Annotated in this window: 16 protein-coding genes; 4 read left to right on the top strand and 12 right to left on the bottom strand. The window is 69.8% G+C overall.

What is annotated here, in order from left to right:
* Positions 1 to 322 precede the first annotated feature (322 nt).
* From ispG to dxr, 3 genes are all read right to left on the bottom strand, one after another.
* Positions 323 to 1,480, bottom strand: a complete 1,158-nt coding sequence (gene ispG, locus ACWDR3_RS37200; RefSeq protein WP_450356995.1) for a flavodoxin-dependent (E)-4-hydroxy-3-methylbut-2-enyl-diphosphate synthase — start codon at positions 1,478 to 1,480, stop codon at positions 323 to 325.
* Between the two features lie 168 nt (positions 1,481 to 1,648).
* Positions 1,649 to 2,941, bottom strand: a complete 1,293-nt coding sequence (locus tag ACWDR3_RS37195; protein ID WP_450356997.1) for a M50 family metallopeptidase — start codon at positions 2,939 to 2,941, stop codon at positions 1,649 to 1,651.
* 8 nt (positions 2,942 to 2,949) lie between these two features.
* Positions 2,950 to 4,212 carry a 1-deoxy-D-xylulose-5-phosphate reductoisomerase gene (dxr, locus tag ACWDR3_RS37190; RefSeq protein WP_450356994.1) on the bottom strand — a complete coding sequence of 421 codons (1,263 nt, stop codon included), beginning with the start codon at positions 4,210 to 4,212 and terminating at the stop codon, positions 2,950 to 2,952.
* Between the two features lie 196 nt (positions 4,213 to 4,408).
* Between dxr and ACWDR3_RS37185 the strand changes: the two genes are divergently transcribed.
* Positions 4,409 to 4,858: a lamin tail domain-containing protein gene (locus tag ACWDR3_RS37185; protein WP_450356993.1), complete on the top strand. Its 450-nt coding sequence runs from the start codon at positions 4,409 to 4,411 to the stop codon at positions 4,856 to 4,858.
* Between the two features lie 42 nt (positions 4,859 to 4,900).
* Here the strand turns inward: ACWDR3_RS37185 and ACWDR3_RS37180 are convergent, their stop codons facing one another.
* Positions 4,901 to 6,844: an acyl-CoA dehydrogenase family protein gene (locus tag ACWDR3_RS37180; RefSeq protein WP_450356992.1), complete on the bottom strand. Its 1,944-nt coding sequence runs from the start codon at positions 6,842 to 6,844 to the stop codon at positions 4,901 to 4,903.
* Positions 6,845 to 7,190: 346 nt separating this feature from the next.
* Here ACWDR3_RS37180 and ACWDR3_RS37175 point away from each other — a divergent pair, with 346 nt between their 5' ends.
* Together ACWDR3_RS37175 and ACWDR3_RS37170 are read left to right on the top strand one after the other, a co-directional pair.
* The gene (locus ACWDR3_RS37175) at positions 7,191 to 8,204 is read left to right on the top strand and encodes a LacI family DNA-binding transcriptional regulator (RefSeq protein WP_450356991.1); all 1,014 of its coding nucleotides are present in this window, start codon (positions 7,191 to 7,193) and stop codon (positions 8,202 to 8,204) included.
* 98 nt (positions 8,205 to 8,302) lie between these two features.
* Positions 8,303 to 10,360 (top strand): glycoside hydrolase family 31 protein, encoded by a 2,058-nt coding sequence (locus tag ACWDR3_RS37170; protein WP_450356990.1) that lies wholly within the window; start codon positions 8,303 to 8,305, stop codon positions 10,358 to 10,360.
* A gap of 61 nt (positions 10,361 to 10,421) precedes the next feature.
* Here ACWDR3_RS37170 and ACWDR3_RS37165 read toward each other — a convergent pair whose 3' ends face one another.
* From ACWDR3_RS37165 to ACWDR3_RS37135, 7 genes are all read right to left on the bottom strand, one after another.
* Complete coding sequence (locus tag ACWDR3_RS37165) at positions 10,422 to 11,135, bottom strand: glycoside hydrolase family 12 protein (RefSeq protein WP_450356988.1); 714 nt, start codon at positions 11,133 to 11,135, stop codon at positions 10,422 to 10,424.
* A gap of 35 nt (positions 11,136 to 11,170) precedes the next feature.
* A complete protein-coding gene (locus ACWDR3_RS37160) occupies positions 11,171 to 13,459 on the bottom strand; it encodes a glycosyl hydrolase family 95 catalytic domain-containing protein (protein WP_450356987.1) in 2,289 nt (762 codons plus the stop codon).
* On the bottom strand, positions 13,456 to 15,423 hold the full coding sequence (locus ACWDR3_RS37155) for a beta-galactosidase (RefSeq protein ID WP_450356986.1): 1,968 nt from the start codon (positions 15,421 to 15,423) through the stop codon (positions 13,456 to 13,458). Before ACWDR3_RS37155 ends, ACWDR3_RS37160 begins: the two co-directional genes overlap by 4 nt.
* The gene (locus ACWDR3_RS37150) at positions 15,423 to 17,645 is read right to left on the bottom strand and encodes a 1,4-beta-glucanase (RefSeq protein ID WP_450356985.1); all 2,223 of its coding nucleotides are present in this window, start codon (positions 17,643 to 17,645) and stop codon (positions 15,423 to 15,425) included. Before ACWDR3_RS37150 ends, ACWDR3_RS37155 begins: the two co-directional genes overlap by 1 nt.
* Before the next feature lie 100 nt (positions 17,646 to 17,745).
* Positions 17,746 to 18,699 (bottom strand): carbohydrate ABC transporter permease, encoded by a 954-nt coding sequence (locus ACWDR3_RS37145; protein WP_450356984.1) that lies wholly within the window; start codon positions 18,697 to 18,699, stop codon positions 17,746 to 17,748.
* Entirely contained in the window at positions 18,696 to 19,730 is a 1,035-nt protein-coding gene (locus tag ACWDR3_RS37140; protein WP_450356983.1) for an ABC transporter permease, read from the bottom strand. The genes ACWDR3_RS37145 and ACWDR3_RS37140 overlap by 4 nt, the downstream gene beginning before the upstream one ends.
* Before the next feature lie 26 nt (positions 19,731 to 19,756).
* A complete protein-coding gene (locus ACWDR3_RS37135) occupies positions 19,757 to 21,448 on the bottom strand; it encodes an extracellular solute-binding protein (RefSeq protein ID WP_450356982.1) in 1,692 nt (563 codons plus the stop codon).
* Between the two features lie 308 nt (positions 21,449 to 21,756).
* Between ACWDR3_RS37135 and ACWDR3_RS37130 the strand changes: the two genes are divergently transcribed.
* On the top strand, positions 21,757 to 24,609 hold the full coding sequence (locus tag ACWDR3_RS37130; protein ID WP_450356996.1) for a glycoside hydrolase family 3 C-terminal domain-containing protein: 2,853 nt from the start codon (positions 21,757 to 21,759) through the stop codon (positions 24,607 to 24,609).
* Between the two features lie 111 nt (positions 24,610 to 24,720).
* On the opposite strand, the gene ACWDR3_RS37125 is transcribed toward ACWDR3_RS37130, so the two are convergent.
* Positions 24,721 to 26,166 carry an aldehyde dehydrogenase family protein gene (locus tag ACWDR3_RS37125; protein ID WP_450356981.1) on the bottom strand — a complete coding sequence of 482 codons (1,446 nt, stop codon included), beginning with the start codon at positions 26,164 to 26,166 and terminating at the stop codon, positions 24,721 to 24,723.
* Between the last annotated feature and the right edge of the window lie 258 nt (positions 26,167 to 26,424).

The following is a 26,424-nucleotide window of genomic DNA, read 5'->3' as shown; positions in this document are numbered from 1 at the left end:
CGGCGGACGCGGCCGGGGAGATCATGAGGTCGTCGGCGTTGACCCAGGCGGTGCCCTCGCCGTCCCCTGGGGGCTGCCGCCCCCAGACCCCCGCTTTCGGCCTGAACGGCCTCGTCCTCAAACGCCGGACGGGCTGGAAATTGCGGACCGGCGTCGAAAAGTTGCTGTCCCCGGACACCGGACGGGCAGAACGATGCGGATCGGCCTCGATCCAGCCGCGGCGAACCGCTCAGGCCTCCGCCGACAACAACCGACAGGTCACCGTCGGCGACAACCCAGGCCCCGCCCGCGGCAACCTTCAGGCCACCGCCCCCGAAAACCCTCAGCCCGCCACCGACACCGACGGCTCGCCCGACGCGATTCCGTCTGCCTCCATCTGTTCGGCCAGCTTCATGGCCTCTTCGATGAGGGTCTCGACGATCTTGGACTCGGGGACGGTCTTGATGACCTCGCCCTTGACGAAGATCTGGCCCTTGCCGTTGCCGGAGGCGACGCCGAGGTCGGCCTCTCGGGCCTCGCCGGGGCCGTTGACGACACAGCCCATGACGGCGACGCGGAGGGGGACCTCCATGCCGGTGAGGCCGGCCGTTACTTCCTCGGCGAGCTTGTAGACGTCGACCTGGGCGCGGCCGCAGGACGGGCAGGAGACGATCTCCAGGCCGCGCTGCTTGAGGTTGAGGGACTCCAGGATCTGGTTGCCGACCTTGACCTCTTCGACCGGCGGCGCGGAGAGGGAGACGCGGATCGTGTCGCCGATGCCCTGGCTGAGCAGCGCGCCGAAAGCCACCGCCGACTTGATCGTGCCCTGGAACGCCGGGCCCGCCTCGGTCACGCCGAGGTGCAGCGGGTAGTCGCACTGGGCGGCGAGTTGGCGGTAGGCCTCGACCATGACGACCGGGTCGTTGTGCTTCACCGAGATCTTGATGTCCCGGAAGTCGTGCTCCTCGAAGAGGGACGCCTCCCAGAGGGCGGACTCGGCCAGCGCCTCGGGGGTCGCCTTGCCGTACTTCTTCAGCAGTCGCGCGTCCAGCGAGCCCGCGTTCACGCCGATGCGGATCGGGGTGCCGTGGTCCTTCGCGGCCCGCGCGATCTCCTTGACCTTGTCGTCGAACTGCTTGATGTTGCCGGGGTTCACCCGGACCGCGGCGCAGCCCGCCTCGATCGCCGCGAACACGTACTTCGGCTGGAAGTGGATGTCCGCGATCACCGGGATCTGCGACTTGCGGGCGATCGTCGACAGGGCGTCGGCGTCGTCCTGCGTGGGGCAGGCCACCCGGACGATCTGGCAGCCGGACGCCGTCAGCTCGGCGATCTGCTGGAGGGTCGCGCCGATGTCGGACGTACGCGTGGTCGTCATCGACTGCACCGACACGGGGGCGTCGCCGCCGACCGCCACGGTACCGACCTGGATCTGCCGGCTCTTGCGGCGCTCGGCGAGCCTGGTCGGAACGGACGGCATGCCGAGAGAAATCGCAGTCATCTGCTGTGCAACCCCAAGTCGTGGATCAAGGCCCCGGTCCCGGAACAACGGGCTCCAGGCTTTGAGATTACGTCACCCACAGAGGGCCAGGCACATCCCGCTGGTAAACCCACTCGATGGAGAACGGCCCGGCACTGAGCATGCCGGGCCGTTGCGAACCAGGAGTGGCTACGAGATTTTCACCGGGTTAACCACGTCCGCCACCAGCACCAGCAGCGTGAAGCAGACGAAGATGCCCGCCACCACGTACGCCACCGGCATCAGCTTCGCCACGTCGAACGGACCCGGGTCCGGGCGGCGCAGGAGCCTGGCCGTGTGGCGGCGCAGGGACTCCCACAGGGCGCCCGCGACATGGCCGCCGTCCAGGGGCAGCAGCGGGAGCATGTTGAACAGGAACAGGGAGAGGTTGAAGCCGGCCACCAGCATGACGAACATCGCCAGCTGCTGGCTGGCCGGGATGTCCAGGGTGAAGATCTCGCCGCCCACCCGGGCCGCGCCGACCACGCCCATCGGGGAGTCGTCGGCTCGCTCACCGCCTCCGAAGGCCGCGTCCCACAGGGCGGGGATCTTGCCGGGCAGCGCCACGATGGAGTCGACGGCGTCACCGACCCGGTCGCCCATCCAGGTCACCGAGTCGCCGAAGTCCTGCTTGACGACACCGGTGGCCGCGCTGAAGCCGAGGAAGCCGGCGCTGACGTACTTGCCCTGGACGATCTGGCCGCTGGAGTCCTTCTGGGCGACCTGGTTGGTGGCGATCGTCGCGTGGAGGGTGACCTCCTTGCCGTCGCGCGAGACGATGATCGCGACGTCCTTGCCGGGGTTGGCGCGGATCAGGTCGGAGAGCCTGTTCCAGTCGTCCGTGCGCACTCCGGCGAAGGAGACGATCTTGTCGCCGGGCTTGAGGCCCGCCGCCGCGGCCGGCGAGGCCGGGTCGCCCGACGTGCAGTTGTCGCGGTTCTCGCTCTGCGAGATCACGCATTGGGAGACCGAGCTGACCGTGGTGGTCTGCTGGGCGATGCCGAAGCCCATCAGGACGGTGAGGAAGAGCGCCACCGCCAGGATCAGGTTCATGAACGGGCCCGCGAACATGACGATCACGCGCTTCCAGGGGGCGCGCGTGTAGAACAGGCGGCTCTCGTCGCCGGGGCGCAGTTCCTCGAAGGCGGCCGAGCGGGCGTCCTCGATCATGCCGCGCCAGGGCGAGGTGGAGCGGGCCTCCAGGCGGCCGTCGGGTCCGGGCGGGAACATGCCGATCATGCGGATGTAGCCGCCGAACGGGATGGCCTTGAACCCGTACTCGGTGTCGCCCTTCTTGCGCGACCACAGCGTCGGCCCGAAGCCGACCATGTACTGCGGCACCCTGATGCCGAAGAGCTTGGCCGTGGACAGGTGCCCCAGTTCGTGCCACGCGATCGAGACCAACAGGCCGAACGCGAAGACGACTATGCCGAGGATCATCATCAAGCTCGTCATGCACGCGCCTCCGCGGTCGCCGTCTGCGCTGTCAGTTCCCGGGCCCGGGCCCGTGCCCAGGTCTCCGCTTCGAGGACGTCCGACACGGTGAGTGAAGTTCCCGCGCCGGGCGTGCCGTGCTCCTCGACCACTCTTGTCACGGTCTCCATGATTGCGTTGAACGGCAGTGCGCCGCCGCGGAACGCCTCCACGCACTCCTCGTTGGCCGCATTGAACACCGCCGGGGCGGTGCCCGCGAGCTCACCCACGTGCCGGGCGAGGTTCACCGAGGGGAACGCCTCATTGTCCAGGGGGAAGAACTCCCACGTCGAGGCCTTGCTCCAGTCGAAGGCGGGCGCCGCGTCCGGAATGCGCTCCGGCCAGCCGAGGCCGATGGCGATCGGCCCGCGCATGTCGGGGGGTGTCGCCTGGGCGATCGTCGATCCGTCCGTGAACTCAATCATCGAGTGGACATACGACTGGGGGTGCACGACGACCTCAATGCGGTCGAAGGGAATGTCGTAGAGGAGGTGCGCCTCGATGACTTCCAGCCCCTTGTTGACCAGGGTCGCCGAGTTGATCGTGATCACCGGGCCCATCGCCCAGGTGGGGTGGGCGAGGGCGTCCTCGACGGTGACGTCCGCCAGTTCGGACTTCGTACGGCCGCGGAAGGGGCCGCCGGAGGCGGTGACGACGAGCTTGCGTACGTCGGAGCGGGTGCCGGCCGCCAGTGCCTGGAACAGGGCCGCGTGCTCGGAGTCGACCGGGATGATCTGCCCGGGCTTGGCCAGCGCCTTGACCAGCGGGCCGCCGACGATGAGCGACTCCTTGTTGGCGAGCGCGAGGGTGCGGCCCGCCTCCAGGGCGGCGAGGGTCGGGGCGAGGCCGATGGAGCCCGTGATGCCGTTGAGGACCGTGTGGCAGTCGGAGGCGGCGAGGTGGGTGGCCGCCTCCGGGCCCGCGAGGATCTCGGGGAGCGGCTCGCCAGCGCCGTACAGGCTGGTCAGCGCCTCGCGGAGGGACGGTACGACGTCCTCGCGGGCCACCGCGACGGTCCGTACCCGCAGCCGGTGCGCCTGCTCGGCGAGGAGGGCGACCCGGCCGCCGTTGGCGGAGAGGCCGGTGACCCGGAAGCGGTCGGGGTTGCGCAGTACTAGGTCGATGGCCTGGGTGCCGATCGACCCCGTGGATCCGAGGATCACCACGTCCTTCGGTCCGCCGCCCGCGACCGGGTCGTAGACGAGGTGCGGGTCGGCGAGGGGGGCTGGACTGTCGCTCATCCCCCCATTGTGGCCGCATCGCACCGCCAGGAGGACAGCGCGTCCCTCGCGCGGGTGGCTTGTCGCTTCCTGTGCCGAATGAAGCAGAAACCCCCTTTGTGAAGCCTGAGTGAAGATCGCGTGATAGCACTGCTGTACCGGCCGGGGGGAGAAATCGGTCGGGGGACGAATTTCTTGGGATTCTTGGGGGATTTCCATGCGGATACGCGCCGCTCTGCCCGCGATCGCGGGCGCCGCCGTACTCACCGGCACCCTGCTCAGCTCACCCGCCGAAGCCGCCGGCGGAGTGATCGTCTACCACGTCTGGTTCGACAGCCCGGGCTCGGACCGCGGCTCCAACGCGAGCCTGAACGCCGAGTGGGTGCAGATCAAGAACACCAGCCGCTCGGCGATCACGCTCAAGGGCTGGATCCTGAAGGACACCTCGAACCACAAGTACGTCTTCAAGAACATCAAGATCGGCGCCGGCAAGTACATGAAGGTGCACACCGGCAAGGGCACGGACACCGCGTCGAACAAGTACCAGAACCGCGGCTGGTACGTCTGGAACAACACCAGCGACACCGCCACGCTGACCAAGTCGACCGGCTCGAAGGTCGACTCCTGCTCCTGGACGACGCGGGATCCGAGCGACAAGTACTGCTGAGCCGACGGGTGTTGTCGAGGCCCGGCCGGGCCTCGACCCACCTCACCCGATAGGCCGGTGCACGTTCTCCGCCTTCGACGGGCCCGGGTCCGCCGCGGCGATCCAGGGCCCGTCTCCCGACGGGTCGACGATGCCCTGCTCCAGCCACTCGTACGTGCCCGCCATGACGCCCTTGACCACCTTGCGGTCGACGGTGTCGGTGTTGCTCCACAGGCGGCCGAAGAGTTCCTCGACGCGCAGTCGGGACTGGCGGCAGAAGGCGTCGGCCAGTTGGTAGGCCTCGCGGCCGTTCTCGCCCTGGGCGCGCAGGAGTTCGGCCCGTACGCAGGCCGCGCTCATCGCGAAGAGTTCCGCGCCGATGTCGACGATCCGACCGAGGAAGCTCTGCTTGGTCTCCATCCGGCCCTGCCAGCGGGACATGGCGTAGAAGGTGGAGCGGGCGAGTTTGCGGGCGGTGCGCTCGACGTAGCGCAGGTGCGCGGAGAGGTCGACCTCGCGCTTGAACTCGCCGTAGGAGTTGGGCAGTTGGCCCGGGCCCGCGACCAGCTTCGGCAGCCACTTGGCGTAGAAGACACCGGCGTTGGCGCCCGCCTTCGCCTTGTCCGAAAGGGACTTGTCGGGGTCGATGAGGTCGCCGGCCACGGAGAGGTGGGCGTCGACCGCCTCGCGCGCGATCAGCAGATGCATGATCTCGGTCGAGCCCTCGAAGATGCGGTTGATACGGAGGTCGCGCAGCACCTGTTCGGCCGGGACCGCCCGTTCGCCGCGGGCCGCCAGGGAGGCCGCCGTCTCGAAGCCTCGGCCGCCGCGGATCTGGACGAGTTCGTCGGCGATGAGCCAGCCCATCTCGGAGGCGTAGAGCTTGGCGAGCGCGCCCTCGATGCGGATGTCGTTGCGGTCCTCGTCGGCCATCTGCGAGGAGAGGTCGAGGACCGCCTCCAGGGCGAAGGTGGTCGCAGCGATGAAGGAGATCTTCGCGCCGACGGCCTCGTGGTCGGCGATCGGCTTGCCCCACTGCTCGCGGGCAGCGGACCACTCGCGGGCGATCTTCAGGCACCACTTGCCGGCCGCCACGCAGGACGCGGGCAGCGAGAGGCGGCCGGTGTTGAGGGTGGTGAGGGCGATCTTGAGGCCGGCACCCTCGGGGCCGATGCGGTTGGCGGCGGGGACCCGGACCTGGTGGAAGCGGGTGACGCCGTTCTCGATGCCGCGCAGGCCCATGAAGGCGTTGCGGTTCTCGACGGTGATGCCGGGCGAGTTGGTCTCCACGACGAAGGCGGTGATGCCGCCCTTGGCGCTCTCGGTCTTCGGCACCCGGGCCATCACGACGAGCAGGTCGGCGACGACGCCGTTGGTGGTCCACAGCTTCACGCCGTCGAGGACGTAGTCGTCCCCGTCGCGCACCGCGCTGGTGGCGAGGCGGGCCGGGTCGGAGCCGACGTCGGGCTCGGTGAGCAGGAAGGCGCTGATGTCGGTGCGGGCGCAGCGCGGAAGGAAGGCCTCCTTCTGCTCGGCGGTGCCGAACATCTTCAGCGGCTGCGGTACGCCGATGGACTGATGCGCCGACAGCAGCACCCCGATCGCCGGGCAGGCGGAGCCGGCCAGCGCGAGCGCCTTGTTGTAGTACACCTGGGTGAGGCCGAGCCCGCCGTACTTGGTGTCGATCTTCATCCCGAGGGCGCCGAGCTCCTTGAGCCCGTTGATCACCTCGTCCGGGATTCTGGCCTCGCGCTCGATGAGCGCCGCGTCCACCTTCGTCTCGCAGAAGTCGCGGAGCTTGGCGAGGAACTCCTCGCCGCGCTGGGCGTCCTCGGCGGCGGGCGTGGGGTGCGGGTGGACCAGGTCGAGCCGGAAGCGGCCGAGGAAGAGCTCCTTGGCGAAACTGGGCTTGCGCCACTCCTGCTCCCGGGCGGCCTCCGCCACCTGGCGGGCCTCGCGTTCGGAGACTGTGGCCTTGCCGGGGGAATCGCTGGATGGTGCGGACATGAGGGTCACCTCGCCGCGAATCGGGATCTCGGACCAGTTTGGTTACCGACGGGTGCTACCCGATCGTTAGTACCCGATCCCGGGCGACCCCACCACCCTTCGCGCAGCCGTCCGACGGATTGAGGTGTTGCGCCGGGGGTCCGTCCGGGGGACGGTTCGGGTACGGCCCCGGGCACGGTCGGGGTACGACTCAGCGGTCGTCGGTGCGCCGGTTCGAGAAAAGCTGTCGAAGCGCTTCGACAACCTATGGACACCCACCCGCGCCAGAGCTAGTGTCGAACCATCCTCACCCGCCCCTGTTCGTAATGCGCACTGTCGAAGCGCTTCACACCGCTTGGAGAGCTGGATGGTCACCCTCGCCGAGGTCGCCCAGCACGCCGGAGTCTCGGCGAGCACGGTGAGCTATGTCCTCAGCGGGAAGCGGTCCATCTCCGTGACCACCCGGCTGCGGGTCGAGCAGAGCATCCGCGAGCTGGGGTACCACCCGAACGCGGGCGCGCGCGCCCTGGCCAGCAGCAAGTCGAACATCATCGCGCTGATGATCCCGCTGCGCACCGACATGTACGTGCCGGTGATGATGGAGATCGCCATCGCGGTCGCCACCACGGCCCGGACACACGGTTACGACGTCCTGCTGCTGACCGGCGAGGAAGGTCCGGACGCGGTGCGCCGGGTCACCGGCAGCGGGCTCGCCGACGGCATGATCCTGATGGACGTCGAACTCGACGACGAGCGGCTGCCGTTGCTGCGCGGCACCGACCAGCCGGCCGTGCTGATCGGACTGCCCGCCGACACCACCGAACTGACCTGCGTGGACCTCGACTTCAAGGCGACGGGCGCACTGTGCGTCGAGCATCTGGCGAAGCTCGGCCACCGCGACCTCGCCGTCATCGGCGAGGCCCCCGCGGTCTACGAGCGCCACACCGGCTTCGCCGAACGCACCCTCGACGGACTGCGGTCACGGGCCCAGGAGTTGGGCGTACGACTGCTGCACCGGCCGTGCGAGGGCGGGTACGACGCGATGGCGCTCACCCTCGCCCGCATCCTCGACGAGCGCCCGGGCACCACGGGCTTCGTCGTGCAGAACGAGTCGGCGGTGGAGCCGCTGCTCGCCCTGCTGCGCAACCAGGGCCGGGCCGTGCCGGAGGACATGTCGGTGGTGGCGATCTGCCCTGAGCAGGTCGCCGTGCAGGCCTCGGTGCGGCTGTCGTCGGTCGCCATCCCCGCGCAGGAGATGGGCCGGCACGCGGTGGAGCATCTGGTCGCCAAGCTGGATGGCCGCGGCAAGGACGAAGTCGTGCTGATCGCACCGGAGTTGACGGTGCGCTCCAGTACGGGTCCGGCCCCGTCGAGGCCCTGACACGCCACGTTCCCGGTCCCACGTCTCAGGTTCCACGTTCCAGTTTCCAGGTGCCGGTGCGGGTCACCCCTGTCCGCTTTCCTCCAGGAGCACTCCTCGTGAATCAGCCTGCCGAAAACCAGCCCCCGACCGGCGCGGTGAGCCTCGCGCAGTCCTCCCCCACCGTCGGCACCTTCCGCGAGCGGGACGGCGCGCTGGAGTGGAGCGGCCGTCAGGAGACGCTGCGCGTCGAGCCGTGGGGGCCGGACGCCGTCCGGGTCCGGGCCCGGCTCGGCGGTCCCGTCCTCGACGGACTGCCGGGCGCGCTGCTCGCGGACGCGCCGCCGACGTCGTCCACCGTCAAAATAGAAGGCGGACAGGGGCAGTTGACCGTCGGCGCGCTCACCGTGGAGGTGGACGCCGAGGGGCTGATCCGGTTCCTGCGCACGGACGACCGCGCGGAGATCCTCGCCGAGGAGCGGGCGCACTTCTGGTGGCCGGGCTCGCGCCTGTACACGGCTGTCGGCAACGGCCACCACCGGCTGGAGCAGCGCTTCGCGGCCTACGACGACGAGAAGCTGTTCGGTCTCGGGCAGCACCAGCACGGGCAGTTGGACCAGAAGGGCCTGGTGCTCGACCTGGTGCAGCGCAACGCCGAGGTCTCCATACCGGTGCTCTCCTCCAGCCGCGGCTACACCCTGCTGTGGAACAACCCGGCGATCGGCCGCGTGGAGCTGGCCCGCAACGGCACGCGGTGGGTGGCCGATTCGGCCCGGCAGATCGACTACTGGATCACCGCCGGCGCCCCGGCGGACGGCCAGCGCCGCTACAGCGCGGTGACGGGCCGTACGCCGATGCTGCCGGAGTGGGCGGCCGGCTTCTGGCAGTGCAAGCTGCGCTATCGCACGCAGGACGAACTCCTCGCCGTGGCACGGGAGTACAAGCGGCGCGGGCTGCCGATCTCGGCGATCGTCTGCGACTTCTTCCACTGGACGCACCTGGGCGACTGGAAGTTCGACCTGTCGGAGTGGCCCGACCCGGGGGCGATGGTCCGTGAACTGGCGGACCTGGGCATCAAGTTGGTGGTCAGCGTCTGGCCGTCGGTGTCGCCGCTGTCGGAGAACCACCCGGTGCTGGAGCAGCGCGGCTACCTCATCGGCACGCAGTACGGCCCGATGGCGCACGCGGACTGGCCCGACAAGGGGGTCTCGTCCACCGTCCAGGTCGCCTTCTACGACGCCACGAACCCGGAGGCCAGGGAGTTCGTGTGGTCGAAGGTGAAGGAGAACTACCTGGACCCGTACGGCATCACGGCCTTCTGGCTGGACGCCTGCGAGCCGGAGCTGAAGCCCGGCTTCCAGGAGAACCTGCGCTACTGGACGGGCCCGGGCCTGGAGGTAGGCAACAGCTATCCCGCCGAGAACTCCCGCACGTTCTATGACGGGTTGCTCGCCTCGGGCTCGGGGGACGACGAGATCATCACCCTCAACCGCTCGGCGTGGGCGGGCAGTCAGCGCTACGGCGCCGCCCTGTGGTCCGGCGACATCGGCACCGACTTCGCGACCCTGCGCCGCCAGATCGCGGCCGGTCTCAACACGGCCCTGTCCGGCATCCCTTGGTGGAACACGGACATCGGCGGCTTCCACGGCGGCGACCCGGACGACCCCGCGTACCGCGAAGTGATGGTCCGCTGGTTCCAGTTCGGCGCCCTGTCCCCGCTGATGCGCCTGCACGGCTTCCGCGACCCCGGCATGGCGCTGGGCCCCGACATGACCGGCGGACCCAACGAGGTCTGGTCGTACGGCGAGGAGACCACCCCGGTCCTGGCGAAGTACCTGCGCCTGCGCGAACGCCTGAAGCCGTACGTTCTGGACGTGATGCGGGAGGCCCACGAGGAGGGGCTGCCGCCGATGCGCCCGCTCTTCCTGGAGTTCCCGGACGACCGGGCGATTTGGACGGTGGACGACGCCTACCTCTTCGGCCGGGACCTGCTGGTCGCCCCGGTCCTGACCGCCGGCGCCACGGCCCGCACGACGTACCTCCCGGCGGGCGCGACCTGGACGGACGCGTGGACCGGCGAGACGTACGAGGGCGGTACGGCCGTGACGGTCGAGGCGCCGCTCGACCGTATCCCGCTGTTCCTGCGGGACGGGGCGCGGCTGCCGGTGGCGGAGTAGACGCGGATGTGGCCGGTCCCGCGGAACTGGGACCGGCCACGTCCGGCTCAACCGCCGGGGCTCAACTACTGGTCACGCTCTCGCTGTTGACGGTGAAGTCCAGGCCGCCGGAGGAGGACGTGATCTCGAAGCCGAACTGCAGGTCCCCTATGGTCACGTTGCCGAACCAGCCCTTGGTGTCCTTGATCCATTTCAGGATCGGCAGCACATTGACCGTGCCGGAGCTGGAGTTGGAGGTGCGCACGAACGAGAACACGTCGTTGGCGCCGTTGTTGCCCTTGTAGACGGTCCAGGTGTGGCCGCCCAGCGTGAGGTTGCCCTGCGAGGTGCCGAGCGGGCCGACGGCGCCCGTCTTGTTCATCCAGAGCATGATCTCGTAGTCGTAGTTGGTGTCCCAGATGTCGTACGACGTGTTGTACGCGCCGGACGACGGGACCGAGACGTTGTAGCTGCTGGAGAGCGAACCGAGGGAGGTGATCGACTTGTTGATCACCTTCTTGGCGTTGGGGTAGGACTTGATGCCGCCGGTGTTGGGGTGGTTGGCGTTGACGCCCCAGTTGGTACCGGAGTTGGCCCAGATGCACTGGGCGCCGGCGCCGGAGCCCCAGATGTTGTTGTAGAGCGTGTAGCCGTTCAGCGAGGTGTTGCCCCACTGGTCGCAGGAGCTCCAGACGGCCGCCGAGGCGGGGGCGGAGGCAAGGCCGACGGTGGCGCCGAGCGCGAGGGCCGGGGCCAGCAGCGCCATGGTGACCCTGCTCAGAGTGCGTGTAGCCATGGTGTCCCTTCCATGGGTGGGGGGAGGTGCGGGGATCACCACGTCCTCAGGGTGAGGACGCGGTCTTCGCCGGCGACGAGATCGAGCGGCTCCGCGCCGGCGGAAGTCCGGAGTTCGACGCGGCGGCTGCGGGTGGGGCGCAGCCGCACGGTCGCTTGGTGCGGGCTCCAGGTCAGATCGAGCACGGCCCCGAACCGGGTACGGACGCCCAGCAGTTCACCCTTCGGGTACGTCGCCGGGAGCGCGGGCAGCAGGACCAGCCGGTCCGGCGTCGACTGCACGAGCGTCTCGACGAGCACCGCGGGCAGGGTGTGCGCCGCGTCCGCGTTGTAGACGTCACGGTTCGGGTAGTGCGCGCTCATCAGGGAGTTGTGGAAGAAGTCGCCCTTCAGGACCTGCCCGAGCGCGTGCGCGACCCGGTCGCCGTCGCGCAACCGGGCGGCGATCAGGGCGTGATGCAGATGCCCGTGCGCGGAGTCGTTCTCGGCGCCCCGCAGTTCGAGGGCGCGCTGGGCGGCGGCCGCGAGGTCGGGGGTGTCGTACGGGGTGATCTCGTCGAGCGGCCAGACACCGTAGAGGTGGCTGAGGTGCCGGTGGTCGTAGCTGTCGTCGAGGCCGGGGTGGGCCCATTCGGCGAGCGCGCCATCGGAGTTGACGCGATGGGGTGGGAGCCGGTCGGCGAGCGCGCGCCAGCGGTCCGCGTCGGGTCCCGGGTGGTAGTCGGCCGCGGTCAGCAGGGCGTGCCGGGCGGCGGACAGATCCATCGCCGCGTCGATCGCGCCCCAACTCCCGTTCGCGGGCCGGTTCTCGGGCGAGTAGGAGGGGACGACGACCAACTGCCCGTCCCCGTCCGTCCGATTGAGGAAGTCCTCGTAGAACCGGGCGACTTCGGCGAGCGCGGCGGCGGTACGCGAATCGCGGGCGCCGCGTGTCTCGTCGTGATCGACGAGTGGCTTGAGCAGCCAGTCGGCGCCGGCGGTCCACAGGTGGAGGGGGTATTCACGGCTGAAGTGGTACGACAGCCCGGACTCGCCGTCGGTGTGGGCGGGGGCGACGACGCCTCGGGCGCCGAAGACCGCGCGGGCGTTCTCGGCCCAGTCGTCGAGCTGACCGTGGATCAGAGAGGCGAGGGCCTCAGTCACTTCGGGCAGGGCGCCTGGTGCGGCGGAGGCGGTCTGGAGGTTGAGGTTGGCGTCGTTGGTGAAGGCGCCGGACCAGGCGGTGTCCCAGTCGCCGGTCCACAGGCCGGTCAGCCGGGGCGGGAGGAGGCCGCTCGCGGAGAGCAGGTGGTAGCGGCCGGCGGCGAAGAGGCGCTCCAGGAGGGCGGGGCTGTCGGGGAGCGCGAGCAACTCCGACCCGGGGAGGGCGCGTTCGGTTGGGTCGGCGTGCAGGTCGAGGGTGACGCGGGTGTAGGCGGTGCGGTGGAGGGTGATGTGGCGGTTCAGGAGGTGGGTGTAGGGGTCGTCGGCGTGCGGGGCTTTGGAATGTGGGCCGTTGGCCTGCGGGTCCCCTGCATCCGGATTCCCGGTGTCCATGAGCAGGTCACGCAGGGCACGGGTCAGGGGCTCGGTGTCCGGCTCACCGGCGTGCCGCTTCACTCGGGTCAGCAGCAGCACCGAGTCCGCGCCGGTGACCCGAACTCCCGGCGGGGTGAGCGTGGTTCGGCCACCCGTGGCCACGACCAGGGTCACTCCGGTGTACGCCGTCTCACTCCCCGGGTAGTGGACGCGCAGGGTGAGCAGGGCGCCCTCGGGGGTGAGGACCGCGCCGTCGCCGACGGCGAGCCCGGCGGGTGCGCCCGGGAGGTGGGGGTCGAGGGTGATGTCCAGGTCGGGCGAGATGACGTGCTGGACGATCACGTCATCGGCGCGGGACACGAAGACGCGGCTGCGGTGGCCCTCGTATTCGGTCTCGGTGACGCCGGTGGTGAAGTCGACGGAGCGGCGGTAGCGGGGTGCTTCTGTGCTTGGCTCGGCGGGCGTGCCGGCCCTGGTGAGCGTGTCGGTCGTCCCGCGCAGCCGTACCTGAAAGGCCGGATGGAAAGGCTGCACCCACTGCAACTCGCGCCCGTCGGTGAAGGATTCGGCCGCGTGCAGGTCGCCTGCGAGCAAGCTGTCCTGGAGAGCGGGGAGTCGGTCGGCGAGGTGGGGCGGGCGGGCGTGTTCGGCGCCGTTGGGGCGGACCAGGGTGTGATGGGTGACGACGACCCGCTCGTCGTCCGGCTCACCGAACACAAGGGCGCCATGATGGCCGTTGCCGCTCAGGAAGCCGTCCTCCCAGCGGACGGCGGGCCGGGGCTCCCAGGTTCCGTGCGTAAGGTTCATGAGCGCAACACCACCACGCCGTAGCGGCCGAGGGTGACTTCGTCGGTGAAGGACGCGCCGGTGAGCAGGTCATGGTGGGTGCCCGGGAGCTCGACGGACACGGACTCGCGGCCGTGGTGGAGCAGGAAGAGCAGGTCGCCGCGGCGCACGGCCTCGACCCGGTCGGGCAGTCCGTCGAGGACGGGACGGGCGCCCGCGTCGGCCGCGATCAGGGCGAGGAGTGCGCGCAGCGCGTCGGGCTCGGGGAGCGTGGAGACGTACCAGGCACGGCCGTTGCGCAGAACCGCGGGAAGCCCGTCGAGTTCGCCGCCCTTGTACGCGGCCTCGACCTCGGCGTTCCCGGTGGCCTCGATCTCCTCCGACCACAGGGTCCCGCGGAAGCGGTCGGTCTCCGCGAACTCCCCTTCGTCCAGGGGCCACCACTCGTGCATGGTGCGGATGCCGAGGAGTTCGCGGAGCCGGGGGTCCATGCCGCCGGGGCGCACTCGGTCGTCCTGGTCGGCGACGCCGGTGAGGAAGCCGGAGACGAGGGTGCCGCCATTGCGGACGTAGGTGAGGAGGTTGTCGATCGCCGGGTCCGTGAGGGCGTAGAGCTGGGGGACGACGACCAGCTTGTACGGGCTCAGGTCGTGTTCGGGGTGGGCGAAGTCGGTGGTGAGGTGGGACTGCCAGAGGGCGCGGTGCCAGGAGGTGAGGACGTCGGTGTAGTCGACGCGGGTGGAGAGGCGGCCCTCGTGGGCGCCGGCCCACCAGGAGTGCCAGTCGTGCAGGACGGCGATGTCGGCGGTGAGGTGAGTGCCCGTCACCTCCGCGCCGATCGTGGCGAGTTCGGCGCCGAGCCGCTTGACCTCCTGGAAGGTACGGCCCTCCTCCCCCGCGTGGCTGACCATCCCGGAGTGGAACTTCTCCGCGCCCTGTCGGGACTGGCGCCACTGGAAGTAGCAGACGGCGTCGGCTCCGCGGGCGACGGCCTGGAGGGACCAGAGGCGGTTGAGGCCGCGCGGCTTGGGGTGGTTGACGCCCCGCCAGTTGACCGGACCGGCCGCCTGCTCCATCAGCATCCAGGGGCCGCGCGCCTGGGATCGGGTCAAGTCCTGGACAAGGGCGGCGTGTTGGGCGCCGAACGGATCACGCGGGTCGGGATAGAGGTCGACGGAGACGACGTCCTCCTCCCCCGCCCACCGCCACGCGTCCTGCCCGGCCCACAGCGGCATGAAGTTGGTGGTGACGGGGATGTGCGGGGTGTGGCGCCGCACGATGTCCCGTTCGGCGGTGTAGCACTCCAGGAGCATGTCGGACGTGAACCGCTTGAAGTCCAGCACCTGGGTGGGGTTCTTGAGGTAGTGCGCGTGCCGGGGCGGCAGCACCTCGGCCCAGTCGCCGTAGCCCTGGCTCCAGAAGGCCGTTCCCCAGGCGGAGTTGAGGGCGTCGAGGCTGCCGTACTTCTCGCCGAGCCAGCCGCGGAAACGGGCGGCGGCCTCGTCGCCCCAGTCGTAGGTGCAGTACTCGTTGTTGATGTGCCACAGGGTGAGGGCGGGGTGGTCGGCGTAACGGGCCGCGAGATCCTCGGTGATGGCGGCGGCCCGGCTGCGGTAGGCGGCGCTGGAGTGCGAGAAGTGCTGGCGGCCACCCCACCATTCGGTCCGGCCGTCCTCGTCGCGGGGCAGCGTCTCGGGGTGGAGGCGGCCGAGCCAGGGCGGGGGCGAGGAGGTGGGAGTGGCGAGCACGACCCCGATCCCGCTCCCGTGCATCAGATCCATCAGCCGGTCCAGCCAGCCGAAGTCCCGCTCCCCCGGCCGGGGTTCGAGCTTCGCCCACGAAAAGACCCCGAGGGTCACGGAGTTGACGCCGGCGTCCTTCATCAGCCGGACGTCCTCGTGCCAGGTCTCCTCGGGCCACTGCTCGGGGTTGTAGTCGCCGCCGAAGAGGATGCGCCCACGGGTCGTGTCGTTGAGCTGAGGCATCAGATCCGCTCCCCGTACTGGATCCCACGCCCGTTGGTGGCGAGGAAGACCCGCCCGTACACGCGCGGGTCACCGGTGATGGCCTGCCCGGTCCAGCCCCATTGGTGAGCGTCGTCGTTGATCCGCACCCAGGTCTTGGCCTCGTCGTCGGACCGGTAGACGGCGGTGATGGTCTCGGTGGAGCCGACCTGATAGATCGCCGGATAGTCGGATCCGTCGGCGGCCTTCCCGAAGCCGAGGGTGTACGAGGCCCAGCAGCTGGCGACCTTGGCGAAGCTCACGCCGCCGTCGACGGACCGGTAGAGCCCGTTCCACTTGGCGCTCAGCCACAGGTCACCGGACCGCCCCGGCGCCGCGACCAGCTGGAACTGACTGTCCCCGGCGGGCAGCCCACCCGCACGCTCGGTGAACGAGAGGCCACTGTCAGTGCTGGCAAGTAGCGTTCCTGTATCGGTGTCGTACGCGTAGAAGAGCGTCGGGTCGGCCGGGTCGGCGACCGGCGTGGCGCCCTTCGGGAAGGAGGAGATCTCGGTCCAGGTCGTGCCGTTGTCGGCCGAGCGGTGGGCTGCGTACTTCGTGCCGTCCCAGTGCACGAAGGACCACAGCAGCACGCTGCCGTCGGCGTTGGTGGCGATCGGCCCCGGTGCGTCATGGGCGAGGGAGGGCTGGGCAGCGAAGGGCGCCCAGGTCCGGCCGCCGTCGCCCGAGAAGGCACCGTTGCCGTTGTCGCCCCAGCCGGTGCGCACCACGTACGCCGGCCTGCCCGCGGCCTGCGCGAGTCCCGTCGCCGACCCGAACACGGGGTTCGTCGCCATGCCGCGGGAGGGCGAGGCCGTGAGCCGCTCGTGGTACAGCACGCCGATGTCCCCCGAGCCGCTCAGCAGGTGCGCCTCCCCGACCGGGGGCGACACCAGCTTGATCACCGACGTCTCCTCCAGGCCACGGATCTGCGGCGCCCAGTGCTTCAGATCCCGCGTGCCGTAGAGGGTGGCACCGGTCCCGTACACCACATGCCGGGAGTCGTACGGGTCGACGGCGACGGCCTGGATCCACCAGCCGAACTTGGGCTGCTCGGCACCCCACTTGAGGAAAGGAGTCTCGGACACGTCGAAGACAGCAGCGTCCTTGAGGGACGTCCAGGTGCGACCGCCGTCGGTGGTCCGGTACAGGGTGTCGACGGCCGCCCAGCGGTTGTTGGTGGAGACGACGACGGTGCCGGGTCGACGGGCGTCGACGGCGACCCCGCCGTAGCCGAAGGTGTCGCTGCCGCCGGGCCGGACGGGGGTGACGTCCGTCCATCGGCCGGTACCGGGAGCGAACCTGTGCACACTGCCGTCGGCCTGCCCGTTGGGCCCGGGCGCGTCGGCGTACGACACGTACAGCTCGCGGGTGTGCGCGTCGTACGCGGCCCGGATCGGCACCTTGGCGGAGGTGCCGGTGGGCTGGGCGGGGACGGCTTCCCAGGTGGTTCCGCCGGTGGTCCCACCTGCGGTGCCGGCGGTGGTGCGGTACAGGTTGCTCGTGGCGCCGGTGCCGTCACCGTCGCCCCAGCCGGCGTAGACGGCACGGCCGACGGCGACGAGGAAGGTGACGCCCTGGCCGCTCGCGTTGGGCGCGGCCGGGAAGTCGCTCACGGCTGCCCAAGTGGCACCCCGGTCGGTGGACTTGAGCAGCCCGTCGTGCCGGGTGCCGAGCCACAGGGTGTCACTGTCACGCGGATCGACGAGCAGCCGCTCACCAGCCCCGCGTCCGTCCTCATTGGCGCCGAGCTTCACGGCGAGGTCGGTACGGGTCCAGGTGGCGCCGCGATCGTCGGAACGCAGCACGGCTCCGTTGCCGGCCCAGGACTGGGCGTAGGTGCCGAGGGCGAGATAGAGGCGGTCAGGGTGGGCGGGGTCGATGGCGAGGGCCTCCACACCGAGGAGGTTCCAGTCGTCCCAACCGAGATGATCGGTCAACGGGGTCCATCGGGCGGCCCGTTCGTCCCACCGGTAGGCCCCGCCGATATCGGTACGGGCGTAGGCGAGCCCGCGGACGGAGGGGTGGAAGAGGACACCGGTGACGAATCCGGTTCCGCCGATGACGGCGTTGCGCCAGCGGTAGGAGGGGGCGACGGCTTCGGCAGCATGGGCGCGCCCTTGCAAGGGCGGGAGCGTGGTGAGCGCAGTGGCGGCAGCGGTCCCGGCAAGAACAGCCCGACGGCTCAGGCGGGGCGTGAGCATGACATACCTCGTCTAATGAAGGAGGGTAGGTGTGGCGCCCCTTCAGGGGCGCGGGGAACTGCGCGACCAGCCACAGCGCAGCCGCAGACAAATGACCAGGTCAACCCTTCACAGCACCGGTCAACATGCCCTTCTTGAAATGCTTCTGGACGAACGGCGACAACACAGCCACCGGCAGCAGAGCCATCACCATCACCGCCATCTGAACAGCGAGCCCGGACAGCTCACCGGTCTTGATCGCCTGCCCCAACCCCACCGGCGCCTCCTGCTTCTGCACCAGCTGGATCATGACGTTCTGCAGCGGCATCATGTTCTGGTCGTTGAGATACAGGGACGCGTTGAACCAGGCACTCCAGTACCCGACGGCGTAGAACAGCGTGATAACGGCAAGCACCGCACGCGACAACGGCATCACGATCTGCCACAGAATTCGAAAATCCCCGGCCCCGTCGATCCGCGCACTGTCGGTGAGTTCCTGCGAGATCCCCATGAAGAACCCGCGCAGCACAAGGATGTTGAACACGCTGAGCGCACTCGGCAGGATCAGCGCGAGATAGCTGTCGGTGAGTCCGAGCGACTGCACCAGCAGGTACGTGGGAATCAGCCCGGCGCTGAAGAACATCGTGGCGAGCAGAATCATCAGCAGCCACCGGTGCCCGAGCGACCCGATCCGCGACAACCCGTACGCGCACAGCACCGACACCGTCATCGAGAACAGCGTGCCGACGAGCGTGACGAGGATGCTGATGATCGCCGCCCGGGTGACCTGACCGCCGCTGAGGAGCTCCTTGTAGGCGACGAACGTGATGCCCTTGGGCACCATGACCAGGCCGCCCGCCTCGTCGATGGTCTTGCGCGAGGAGAGGCTGGTGACGAGGACGATCCAGAGCGGGAAGAGGATGCCGAGGCAGGCGAGGGTGAGGACCAGGCCCTTGCCGGCGAGGCCGGCCTTGCTGGGCTCCTCCTCCCAGGTCGGGCGAGGCGGCGCGGCCCAACGCCCCGGCTGTCGTGCGGACTTGACCGGATTCACGGCCTCGTCGATGACGGCGGTCACTTCTTGTACACCCCCTGCTCGCCCATCAGGTGGGCCACTTTGTTCGCGGCGAGGACCAGGCCGAGGCTGATCACGCCCTTGACGAGTCCGGCGGCGGCCGCGTAGCCGAAGTCCTGGTTGCGGACGCCGTTCCACCAGACGAAGGTGTCGAGGACCTCCGCCGCTCCGGGGCCCACGGCATCGCGTTGGAGCAGGATCTGTTCGAAGCCGACCGTCAACGCGTCACCCACCCGCAGCACCAGCAGCAGCGCGATCACCGGCCGCAGCGCGGGCAGCGTGACGTGCCACATGCGGCGCCAGCGCCCCGCGCCGTCCATCGCCGCGGCCTCGTACAGATCGGGGCTGACGGAGGACAGCGCGGCGAGGAAGACGATGATCCCCCAGCCCGCGTCCTTCCACACGCTCTGCGCGGTGATCAGGAACTTGAACGTGTTGGGGTCGGTCATGATGTCGAGGCCGTCGTAGCCGTGTTGGCGCAGGAGTTGCGAGAACAGGCCTGCCCCACCGAGGAGTTGCTGGAAGACGGCGATGACCAGCACCCAGGAGAAGAAGTGCGGCAGGTAGAGGATCGCCTGCGAGAGCGCCCGGACCCGGGGCCTGACCACGCTGTTGATGAGCAGCGCGAGCAGGATCGGGATGGGGAAGAACAGGATCAGCTGGAGGAAGAAGAGGACCAGTGTGTTCCGTACGGCGCTCCAGAAGGCCGAGTCCTGGAAGATCAGTTGGAAGTTCTCGAAGCCGACCCAGGGGCTGTGCAGCATCGAGACGATGCCGTTGTCGCTGACGTAGGGGTCGTAGTCCTGGAAGGCGACGATGTTGCCGAGGATCGGCAGGTAGTTGAAGACCAGGATCAGCAGGAGCGCCGGCAGCGTCATCAGGAGCAGGACGCGGTCGCGTCTGAACCTGAGCCGCAGGCTCAGCTTCCCGCCGGGACGTTTCTGCGAGGTGCCGGTGGCGCCGCCGGACGCCACCGGGGTCTTCCCCGTCGTGTCGGCCTCGGTCCTGCTCCGAGGCACCGTGCTGTGGGACACGGCCGTTCTCCTTGCCTCGGTGCCGGTCAGCTCGCCGCGGTGCCGTTGTCGTCGAGCAACTTCTGGTACCAGTCGCGGAGTCGGTCGCCGCCCTTGCTCTTCCAGTCGGAGACGGCCTGCTGCATGTCACTGATCTTCTTGCGGCCGCGGGTGATGTCGTCCTCCAACTGCTCGAAGTCGTTGGAGAGGTTGGTGTACCGGCTGGGCTCGGTGATCTGCTGGCCGTAGAAGGTGGACTTCTTGGTGAAGGCGCCCATCCGCTGCTGCCACTCGACCTGTGCCTTGGCGACGTCGGGGAAGTCGGGGTGGGCGATCGTGGCGGCGGGGCTCGCGACCATGACGTAGGCGTTCAGGACCTCGTTGTTGCCCTGGTCGGTCTTGGTGGGCACGCCGCCCTTGACGGTGTAATGGGTGCCCTCCACGCCGTAGTTGGTGAGCATGTACTCCTTGGTGCCGTACGGCGCGGCGGTGACGTTGGCGACGGCCAGCACGTCACGGATCACGGACTCGGAGGCCTTCTTGCTGATGAAGGCGAAGATCCCGGCGGGCTGTTCGGCCCAGAGGGTCGGGTCGCCGCCGTCGTGGCCGAAGATGTCCATGCCCCAGATCTTGTACTCCGGGTTCTGAGTGGCCTGTTCGGCGGTGCGGCTCCACCACTGCGAGATGTTGTTGGGGTAGATGAGGAACTCGCCCGCGGCGAACTTGGGGCCCGGGTCGGTGGCCGCGCTCTTGCCCAACTCGGCGTCCGGGTGGACGTATCCGGCGGCGAAGAGCTTGCGGGTCCACTCCAGCGCTTCGAGGTACTCGGGGGTCTCGACGCGGTAGACCAGCTTGCCGTCGACGAGGTTCCAGCCGAGCGGCTTCTCGCTGCCCGAGAGGACACCGAAGGCCTGAAAGGCGGTCCACTTCATGTCCAGGCAGGCCCAGCGCTTGGCCTTGGCGTTGGTGATCTCCTTGGCCAGCGCCATGAACTCGTCGGCGGAGGTGGGGACTTGGTACCCCTCCTTGTCGAAGATGTCCTTGCGGTACAGGGGCACGATGCCGGTGACGTAGGGGGAGGGCTGCGGCAGGCCGCGGAGTTTGCCGCCGAAGATCGAGCGCCGCCAGGCGTCGGTCGGGATCGCCGCGAGGTTCGGGTACTCCTTGATCTTGTCCCCGGAGAGATAGGGGCCGAGATCGGCGAACTTGCCGACGATCGCGCTGGGTATCTTGCCGCCCATGTTCCAGCCGGGGATGACCACGACGTCGGGGATGTCGCTGGAGGCGAGGACCGCGCCGAGCTTCTGGTCGTAGGTGTTGCCGTCCTGGTTCTGCCACTCGACGTCGACGCCGATCAGGGCGTTCATCGCCTTGTAGTAGGCGTTGTCCGACTTCGGCGGGGAGCCCCAGAACGGCGACATGATGGAGACCTTGCCGCCCTTGCCGAGCTTCTTGGGCACCGAGGTCTTCAGGCCGGCGAGGTCGAGCTTGGCGGTGAAGCCGAGCGCGGAGCCGTTCTTCGCGGGGATGTCGGGGGTCACCACATTGCCGGCCACGTAGGCCGGGAGCAGCTTCTTGACGCCCTTGCCCGACGACGAACCCCCGTTCGACCCGCTGTCCGAACCACCGCACGCGGCGAGCAGCGGCATTCCTCCCGCCACCGCTGCGGCGGCGACCGCCGTGGAGGCGAGGAAACTTCTCCGGCTGGGGGCGGAGGCGGCGGAGGCGTTCGGCGTCATTGCGTCAACCCTTCATGGCGCACCAGGACACCCGGCGGTGGGCCGTCGGCTGCGGTGTCTTGAGTGGAACAGAGCACTTGGCGAACTTGTCGAAGCGCTTCGATGTTGCTGCGAGGTTAAGTGAACACCCTGGGGTGCACAAGGGTCGCCTCCAAGATTCCTCCGAGGTATCAGGGCCGACCTCTTGGTATGTGCTGCTTGAAATAGCGGTGAGCATCCCTTGACACCCAGCCGTCCGTCGAATGAGCATCGAAGCGCTTCGAAAGTGTTCCGCCGCTCCATCGCAAGGGGAACCCCACGTGTCCGAACTGACGCCGTCCACGCCGCCGTTCCGCGATCCGCAGCTGCCGTTCGCGAAGCGCATCGACGATCTGTTGGAGCGGCTGACGCTCGACGAGCGGATCTCCTTCCTGCACCAGTTCGCGCCCGCCGTCGAGCGCCTTGGCCTCGCCGCGTTCCGCACCGGCCAGGAGGCCCTGCACGGGGTGGCCTGGATGGGCCCGGCGACGGTGTTCCCGCAGGCCGTGGGCCTCGGCGCGACCTGGAACCCGGAGCTGGTGCGCCGTGTCGGCGAGGCCGTCGCCAAGGAGGCACGGGCCATGCGCGCCCGCGACGACCGCGTCGGCCTCAACGTCTGGGCACCGACGGTGAACCTGCTGCGCCACCCGCTGTGGGGCCGTAACGAGGAGGGCTACTCGGAGGACCCGAAGCTCACCTCGGCGATCGCCACCGCCTACACCCGCGGCCTGCGCGGCGACCACCCCACCTACTGGCGCACGGCACCGGTCCTCAAGCACTGGCTCGCGCACAACAACGAGACAGGTCGCGACGTCACGTCCTCCTCGGTCCGCCCGCGCGTCCTGCACGAGTACGACCTGCGGGCCTTCCGCGAGACGGTCGAGGCGGGCGCGGCCGCCGGGGTGATGCCGGCGTACAACCTGGTCAACGGCCGCCCCAACCACGTCTCCCCGTACCTGCGCGAGCACCTGCGCGCCTGGACCGACGAGGAGCTGCTGGTCTGCTCGGACGCGGGGGCGCCCTCCAACCTGGTCGATTCCGAGCGCTACTTCGACACCCACGAGGAGGCGACGGCCGCCGCGCTGAGCGCCGGCGTCGACAGTTTCACCGACCACGGCACGGACGCCTCGCGGATCACCGGGCGGATCAAGAGGGCTTACGAACAAGGGCTGTTGACGGACGCGGACATCGACACGGCCGTCCGCCGCCAGCTCTCCGTACGCTTCCGGCTCGGCGAGTTCGACCCGCGCTACGACCCGTACGCCGGCCCCGCCGACTTCGACACCCCCGGGCACCGCGCCCTCGCCCAGGAGGCCGCCGAGCAGGCGGTCGTGCTGCTCAAGAACGACGGCCTGCTGCCCCTCGCCCCCGACACCCGGATCGCGGTCGTCGGCCTGCTCGCCGACGAGTGCAAGCTCGACTGGTACAGCGGCACCCTCATCCACCGCTCCACTCCACTGGAGGGGCTGTACGAGCAATTCGGCGCCGAGCGAGTGGAGTTCGCGGAGGGCGTGGACCGCGTACGGCTGAAGACGCCCCAAGGCACCTTCCTGCACGTGCCGTTGGTGGACGTGGCCGACGAAGTGCGGGGAGCCGAGGGCGCGTTGGACCCGGCGCTGCTGGCCGGCCGTACCGACCTGCCCCCGCTCACCACCGACCCCACCGGCACCGAACTCGCGCTCGTCGACTGGGGAGACGGTGTCCTCACCCTCCGCGCCCCCGACGGCCGCTATCTCTCGGTGGCCGAGGACGGCTACCTCCGCGCCTCCACCGACCAGCCCGGCGGCTGGGTCGTCCAGGAGACGTTCCGCCTTGAACCCCACGAGAACGGTCACCTCCTGCTGCACATCGGTACCGGCCGCCATGTCCGTGTCGCCGCCGACGGCGTGAAGGTTGCCGACGAGCACGACGAGAACGCCATGCACCCCGAGCGCCCGGAACCCTTCGAGCTGGTCTTCGTCGAGCGCGGCGAGGAGGCCGTGCGGCGGGTCGCCGCGCAGGCCGACGTCGTCGTGGTCGTGGCGGGCAACGACCCGCACATCAACGGCCGCGAGACCGAGGACCGTACGACACTCCGCCTCCCCGCCCAGCAGGAGCGCCTGCTGCGCGCGGCCCGCGCCACCAACCCGCGCACGGTGCTGGCGCTGGTCTCCGCGTACCCGTACACCGTCGGGACCGCGGCCGTGCCCGCCGTGCTGTGGACGGCCCACGGCGGCCAGGCGGCCGGCACCGCGCTGGCCCGTGTCCTGTCCGGCGAGGTCTCCCCCGCCGGGCGCCTGCCGCAGACCTGGTACGCGAGCGACGGCGATCTGCCCGACCTGCTCGACTACGACGTGATCGGCGGCCGGCAGACGTACCTGTACTTCGAGGGAACACCCCTGTTCCCCTTCGGCCACGGACTGTCGTACGCCTCCTTCGCCTACGCCGACCTCGCCGTGCGGGTCGAGGACGGGTCGGCGCATGTCTCCTTCGCGGTCACCAACACCGGTGACGTCACGGCCGACGAGGTCGCCCAGCTCTACACGCGGGCCGTGGAACCGTCGGTGCCGCGTCCGCGCCGCGAACTGCTCGCGCACCGCCGGGTCACGCTGGCGCCGGGCGCGCGGTCGGACCTGTCCTTCGAAGTCCCGCTCTCCGCCTTCGAGTTCTGGGACGTGAAGGGCAGCGGATGGCGTCTGGAGCCGGGCCCGTACGAGGTGCTGGCCGGTGCCTCCAGCGAGGACGTCCGCCTCCGTACGACGGTGCTGCTGAACGGCGACCCCGGTGGTCCGCGCCGTGTGCTCCAACGGGGGCTCTCCGCCGCCGACTTCGACGAGCAGAGCGGGATCGCGATCGTCGACCGGACGAAGGTGTCGGGGGACGCGGTCACGCCGGCGGGCGATGGAGCCGGTGAACTGGTCTACCGGGACTGCGACTTCGGGGCCGGCGTCACGGAGGTGACCGTGCGGGTGGCGGGCGAGGGGGCGGTCGAGGTGTCCCTCGACGGCGGTCCGACCCTCGCCGAACTCGCCCTGCCCGCGCCCACGTCGGGGCCGTACGACTACACCGTCCTCGGTGCCGGGATCGTCGCCGAGGGCGTGCACGACGTGCACCTCAGGCTGCGCGGGCCGGTGCGGCTCGCGCACGTCGGCTTCTCCGGTTGAGGGTCCGGGGCGGGCCGACGCGGAGAAGGGGCCCGGCACCGGAAGGCATCGGCGCCGGGCCCCTTCGGGGAGGCTATATGAAAATGGTTCCCATTAGCTAGAGAGGTGCGGTCAGAGCGTGAGGCCCGTCAGCACCAGCACCCGCTCGTACGTGTAGTCGTCCATCGCGAACTTCACGCCCTCGCGGCCGACACCCGACTGCTTGGCGCCGCCGTACGGCATCTGGTCGGCGCGGTAGGACGGGACGTCGCCGATGACCACACCGCCGACCTCCAGCGCGCGGTGGGCGCGGAAGGCGACCTGGAGGTCGTGGGTGAACACCCCTGCCTGGAGGCCGTACTTGGAGTCGTTGGCGGCGGCGAAGGCGGCGGCCTCGCCGTCCACCTTCGTCACGGTCAGCACCGGTCCGAAGACCTCCTCGCAGGAGATCGTCGTGTCGGCAGGTACGTCGGTGAGGACCGTCGGCGCGTAGGAGGCGCCGTCGCGCTTGCCGCCGGTGAGGAGGGTGGCACCGGCGTCGACGGCCTCCTGGACCCACGACTCGACGCGCTGCGCGGCCACCTCGCTGACCAGCGGGCCGACATCTGTCTTGTCGTCGGCCGGGTCGCCGGTGACCTGGGCCTCGACGGCGGCGACGATGCGCGGCAGCAGGCGGTCGTAGACGGCGGCGTCCGCGATGACCCGCTGCACGGAGATGCAGGACTGGCCGCCCTGGTAGTTGGAGAAGGTCGCGATGCGGGTCGCGGCCCAGTCGAGGTCGGCGTCGCTCGCGTAGTCGGCGAGGACGACGGCCGCGCCGTTGCCGCCCAGCTCCAGGGTGCAGTGCTTGCGCGGCACCGAGTCCATGATCGCGTAGCCGACCTTCTCCGAACCGGTGAACGAGATGACCGGCAGGCGCTCGTCCTGGACCAGCGCGGGCATCTTGTCGTTGGCGACCGGGAGGATCGACCAGGAGCCGGCCGGCAGGTCGGTCTCGGCGAGCAGGTCGCCGATGAGCAGGCCCGAGAGCGGGGTGGCCGGGGCGGGCTTGAGGATGATCGGCACGCCGGCCGCGATCGCCGGGGCGATCTTGTGGGCGCAGAGGTTCAGGGGGAAGTTGAAGGGGGCGATGCCGAGGACGACGCCCTTGGGGAAGCGGCGGGTGAGGGCGAGGCGGCCCTGGCCGCCGAGGTCGGTGTCGAGGCGTTGTGCCTCGCCGGCGTTGAAGCGGCGGGCCTCTTCGGCGGCGAAACGGAAGACCGAGACCGCGCGGCCTACTTCGCCTCGGGCCCACTTGATGGGCTTGCCGTTCTCGGCGGAGATCAACTGGGCGATCTCTTCCGTGCGGTCTGCCAGGCGGCGGCTTACGTGGTCCAGGGCGGCGGCTCGGATGTGGGCCGGGGTTGCGGCGAAGTCCTCGCGGATCGCGTGCGCGGCGGAGACGGCCTCTTCCACCTGGGCGTCCGTCGGGACGGCGACCTTTGCCACCAGGCGGCCGTCCCAGGGGGAGGTCACGTCGAAGGTGTCATCGCCGGTGACCTGGCGGCCGGCGAGCCAGAAGGCGGTGGGGGAAGTCATGTCGGGGTCCGGCCCTTCCGTCGGGGGTGTATGGGGTGTTCGCGTCATTCGGGTCCACCGTAGGGCGGTGGGGGTGGAGCGGTGTTTGTCCGGGGTGTAGGGGTGGGAGCGGTGTGTGTGCCGGATTGGCCTAGTGGGGGTGCGGATGGATTTTTTCGCCCCCGCCGCCCCTACCCGTCCCATCCTCCAGGGGCTCTGCCCCTTCGACCCCGGGGGGGGGGGGGGGGCGGCACACCCCACAACGAGGGGCACGACGGA

It is taken from the genome of Streptomyces sp. NPDC001002, assembly GCF_053599215.1.
The sequence above is the reverse complement of the archived record's forward strand: the minus strand, read 5'-3'. Positions and strand labels throughout refer to the sequence as shown.